Here is a 3,979-nt window from a genome sequence, read left to right as displayed (position 1 = left end):
CAACAGCAGCCGCTACGCTACCCCACTCGACTCAGCCCGAAAGACAGCAGCTCTAGCAGTTTATGCGAGATAGGCGCCGACCTCCACTCCTTTGTGGCCGTAGCAACGAGCTAGTGGCAGCCGGCCGTAGCCGGCGAGTACGTTGGGTCATCCCGCCCGATCACGATCTGCGACTGGGCTGCGTGCTATGCATGCCATTCTGACGCCCCAGAGCATGAAGTTGCTCGAACGACTTCGCGCGGCACCGGCCGATGGCATTCGCATCCTAGCCCACATACTGGAACAGATAGACGCGGTGGCGGCCCAGGCGGACGATTAGCCCATCTTCTTCTTCAACTGCTCGATGAGCCCCCGGTAATCGTAGGTCGGGTAGAACTCGGTGCGGTAGCCGCCCCAGGCCTCGCCCTCGATGAGGCGATTGACGTCGCGCAGCTTTTCGGCCGGGAAGCGCAACGTCACCACCTGGCCGATACCCATCATCACGTACCAGGACACCACCGTGACGCCTTCGGGCGGAAAGTCGCGGAACCATCCCGTCGTCTTCAGGTGCTGGTTGATCTCGTCGACGGTCTTGGTTTCGTCGTGGCGCAGGAAGATCGTCAGCATGGTTTCGCCTGGGCCTCCGGTCGGGGAGGGCAGGCCCCCGGCGGGTGAGGGAAGGGCCTCGGCCGCTTCCGCGCTGCGCCGGGCGAGGCCGAGGAACGGCAGGCTGGCCAGCAGGGCCGCGAGGCTTCGACGTGTGGTCATGGATCATAAACTCCGGACGGGGCGGGGACGCCAGGTCAACGCCGTGGGCGTCCTCACGATCCCTGCGGCGTGGCGTCGGGCAGCCGCCCGGCCTCGATCACCGGGCACCGGTCCATCACCACCGTGATGCCGGCCGCCTCGGCCTGCGCCGCCGCCTCCGGATTGTGGACCCCGAGCTGCATCCAGATGGCCTTCGGTCGCCACGGCAGGGCCAGCACCTCATCCACGACCGCGCCGGCCGCGGCGCTGTTGCGAAACACATCCACCATGTCGACGGGCGCCTCGAGCGCCTCCAGCCGCGCCACCACGGGGGCGCCGAACAGCGGGCCCTCGAGCCCCGGATTGACCGCCGTCACGGCATAGCCTCGCGCCAGCAGCCAGCGCAGCACCCCGGCCGAGGGCCGGGCCGGATTGGCCGAGGCCCCCACCAGGGCGATGCTGCGGCTGTGGCGCAGGATGGCCGCGATCGCCGCGTCGGACGGGTTATGAAAGGTCATGCGAGCCGCGCCAGGGGGGATGGGCCCTGGACCTCAGCGAGGACCGCAGGCTTTTCTTCGGGTATCCTGATACCGATATAGACAACATGTTGTTCTGTAATGCTTTTTTGCTTGCAGGTCTGTCTGTCGGTTGTTGACCTTTGAAATCGCATGGCTTATGCACCGCCAACGATGCGAGGCCCGTGATGGGCCCCGTGTGTTTTTTGAAAACGGATCATCCCCGCCCATGTTCGGCAAGACGTATTCGGCCAAGGCGGCCGACATCGAGAAGACCTGGATCCTCATCGACGCCAAGGGCCTCGTGGTGGGCCGGCTCGCCACCATCATCGCCATGCACCTGCGCGGCAAGCACAAGCCGACCTTCACGCCCCACATGGACGATGGCGACAATGTCGTGGTGATCAACGCCGATCAGGTGGTGTTCACGGGCCGCAAGAAGGACCAGAAGATCTATTACCACCACACGGGATTCCCGGGCGGTATCAAGGAGCGTTCGGCCAAGTTCATCCTCGAAGGGCGCTTCCCGGAGCGCGTGCTCGAGAAGGCCGTGGAGCGCATGCTGCCGCGCGGGCCGCTCGGCCGCAAGCAGCTCGGCAACCTGCGGGTCTACAAGGGTGTCGACCATCCGCATGAGGCCCAGCAACCCGCCGTCCTCGACGTCGGTGCCATGAACTCCAAGAACAAGAAGGCCGCCTGATCATGGCCGAGACCACGCTCTCCTCCTTCGAAGACCTCAAGGGCGCCACCGCCGGCAACCGGCCCGAGGCTCCCGTCTACGCCCAGAAGCTCGACAAGCAGGGCCGGGCCTATGCGACCGGCAAGCGCAAGAACGCCATTGCCCGCGTGTGGATCAAGCCCGGCTCGGGCAAGATCGTGGTGAACGACAAGACCTTCGAGGTCTATTTCGCGCGGCCCGTGTTGCGCATGATCGTCAACCAGCCGTTCGAGGTCGCGGGCCGCGTGTCGCAATACGACATCATGGTCAATGTGGCGGGTGGCGGCTTGTCGGGCCAGGCCGGCGCGGTGCGCCATGGCGTGTCGAAGGCGCTGACCCACTACGAGCCGGAGCTGCGCACCGTGCTGAAGCGCGAAGGCTTCCTGACGCGCGACGCCCGCGTCGTCGAGCGTAAGAAGCCCGGCCGCGCCAAGGCCCGTCGCTCCTTCCAGTTCTCGAAGCGCTGACGCGGCGTCTTCGACGCGAAACCGTCAAGGACATCTGGAAAAAAGCGGCTTCGGCCGCTTTTTTCTTTGGGAACAGGGCCACGGAGAACCAGCATGGCGACGGTGTTCATCGACGGCGAGGCCGGCACCACGGGCCTCGGCATCCGCGACCGGCTGCTGCGCCATGCGGGCGTGACCCTGCACTCGATCGCGGCCGACAAGCGCAAGGACCTCGACACGAAGCGCGCCATCCTGCGCGCGGTCGACCTCGTGGTGTTGTGCCTGCCCGACGAGGCCGCCCGTGACACGGTGCGGCTTGCGGCGGAGCTCGGCCCAGAAGCGCCCAAGCTGCTCGACGCCTCGACGGCCCATCGCGTCGCCGACGGCTGGACCTACGGGTTCGCGGAACTCGAGCCCGAACAGGTCGACGCCATCCGCACGGCGCGCGCGGTGTCAAACCCCGGCTGCTACGCCACCGGCGCCATCGCGCTGCTGCGGCCGCTGGTGGATGCCGGCCTCGTGCCGGCCGGCACGCCGCTGACCATTAATGCCGTCAGCGGCTACAGCGGCGGCGGCAAGACGATGATCGAGAGCCACCAGAGCGGCGGCGCCCCGTCGTTCGAGCTTTATGGCCTGACGCTGCAGCACAAGCACGTGCCGGAGATCATGCGTTATTCCGGCCTGACCCGTCGGCCGCTCTTCGTGCCGTCGGTCGGCAATTTCCATCAGGGCATGCTGGTCAGCGTGCCGCTCCACCTCGATGAGCTGCCGGGCCGCCCCACGGTGGCGGCGATCCGCGACGCGCTCACGGCCCGCTACCCGGCCGGCGGCCATGTGGTGGCCTCCGAAGCCGCCGACGGGCGCCTCGAGGCCGAGGCGCTCAACGACACCAACCGCATGGAATTGCGGGTGTTCGGCAACGAGGGCCATCGCCATGCCGTGCTGGTGGCGCGGCTCGACAACCTCGGCAAGGGCGCCTCGGCGGCGGCCGTGCAGAACCTCGAGCTGATGCTCGGCCTCGGCTGAGCCGCCCAGAGGCTGTCAGGGCCAAATGGAACCATTTGGCCCGTTCTAGACGCCGCGCAGGAAGGCCGCGGCCTCGTCGATGGCCACTTGCGCCTCCGGCAGCCGGAGGCTCATTTGCATGAAGCCGTGGTGCACCCCTTCGTGCAGCCGCAGCGCATGCGGGACGCCGGCCTCGCGCAGCCGCGCCGCCAGCGCCAGGCTGTCGCAAAGCAACGGGTCGAGCCCGGCCGCGTTGAGGAACAACGGCGGCAAGCGACGCAGCAAGGCCGCATCGGTCTGCAGCGGCGACACGCGCGGGTCGGCCTGCATCGCCGCATCGGGCGCATAGAACTCCCAGAAACGCGCCATGGCGGCCCTGGTCAACCCGAACCCTTCCGCAAACCGGAGGTAGGACGGCGTGGCGGTGTCCGCCGCATAGGCGCCGTAGAACAACAGCCCGCAGGCGGGCGCCGGCCGGTCTTCGGCCAGCAGCGCCAGCGCCAGCGCGAGCCCGAGATTGGCGCCGGCGCTGTCGCCCGCGACCGCGATCGGGCCGCCCCTGGCGAGGG

The 3,979-nt window shown here is 67.8% G+C and carries 6 protein-coding genes; 3 read left to right on the top strand and 3 right to left on the bottom strand.

The window, feature by feature from the left end; genetic code table 11:
• Nucleotides 1–315: 315 nt before the first annotated feature.
• Both P7D22_RS22540 and P7D22_RS22535 read right to left on the bottom strand, forming a co-directional pair.
• Nucleotides 316–747, bottom strand: a complete 432-nt coding sequence (locus tag P7D22_RS22540; RefSeq protein WP_319936493.1) for a hypothetical protein — start codon at nt 745–747, stop codon at nt 316–318.
• Between the two features lie 53 nt (nt 748–800).
• Nucleotides 801–1,244 carry a CoA-binding protein gene (locus tag P7D22_RS22535; RefSeq protein ID WP_319936492.1) on the bottom strand — a complete coding sequence of 148 codons (444 nt, stop codon included), beginning with the start codon at nt 1,242–1,244 and terminating at the stop codon, nt 801–803.
• A 226-nt stretch (nt 1,245–1,470) separates the two neighbouring features.
• Here P7D22_RS22535 and rplM point away from each other — a divergent pair, with 226 nt between their 5' ends.
• The 3 genes from rplM (at nt 1,471) to argC (ending at nt 3,431) form a co-directional block, all read left to right on the top strand.
• A complete protein-coding gene (gene rplM, locus P7D22_RS22530) occupies nt 1,471–1,941 on the top strand; it encodes a 50S ribosomal protein L13 (protein ID WP_319936491.1) in 471 nt (156 codons plus the stop codon).
• Between the two features lie 2 nt (nt 1,942–1,943).
• Nucleotides 1,944–2,426, top strand: a complete 483-nt coding sequence (gene rpsI / locus P7D22_RS22525; protein WP_319936490.1) for a 30S ribosomal protein S9 — start codon at nt 1,944–1,946, stop codon at nt 2,424–2,426.
• A gap of 93 nt (nt 2,427–2,519) precedes the next feature.
• Nucleotides 2,520–3,431 carry an N-acetyl-gamma-glutamyl-phosphate reductase gene (gene argC, locus P7D22_RS22520; RefSeq protein WP_319936489.1) on the top strand — a complete coding sequence of 304 codons (912 nt, stop codon included), beginning with the start codon at nt 2,520–2,522 and terminating at the stop codon, nt 3,429–3,431.
• Nucleotides 3,432–3,476: 45 nt separating this feature from the next.
• Here argC and P7D22_RS22515 read toward each other — a convergent pair.
• A partial coding sequence (locus P7D22_RS22515; protein ID WP_319936488.1) for an alpha/beta hydrolase fold domain-containing protein occupies nt 3,477–3,979 on the bottom strand: 503 nt, incomplete at its 5' end.

The sequence above is a fragment of the Lichenihabitans sp. Uapishka_5 genome (assembly GCF_033947565.1).
In the GTDB taxonomy this organism is placed as follows: Bacteria; Pseudomonadota; Alphaproteobacteria; order Rhizobiales; family Beijerinckiaceae; genus Lichenihabitans.
This window is presented reverse-complemented; position numbering and strand designations above follow the sequence as displayed.

Bases quoted from the DNA above. Each gene is read 5' to 3' on its own strand.
- P7D22_RS22535 (WP_319936492.1), bottom strand. From the start codon at position 1,244: ATGACCTTTCATAACCCGTCCGACGCGGCGATCGCGGCCATCCTGCGC.
- rpsI (WP_319936490.1), top strand. From the start codon at position 1,944: ATGGCCGAGACCACGCTCTCCTCCTTCGAAGACCTCAAGGGCGCCACC.
- argC (WP_319936489.1), top strand. From the start codon at position 2,520: ATGGCGACGGTGTTCATCGACGGCGAGGCCGGCACCACGGGCCTCGGC.
- P7D22_RS22540 (WP_319936493.1), bottom strand. From the start codon at position 747: ATGACCACACGTCGAAGCCTCGCGGCCCTGCTGGCCAGCCTGCCGTTC.
- rplM (WP_319936491.1), top strand. From the start codon at position 1,471: ATGTTCGGCAAGACGTATTCGGCCAAGGCGGCCGACATCGAGAAGACC.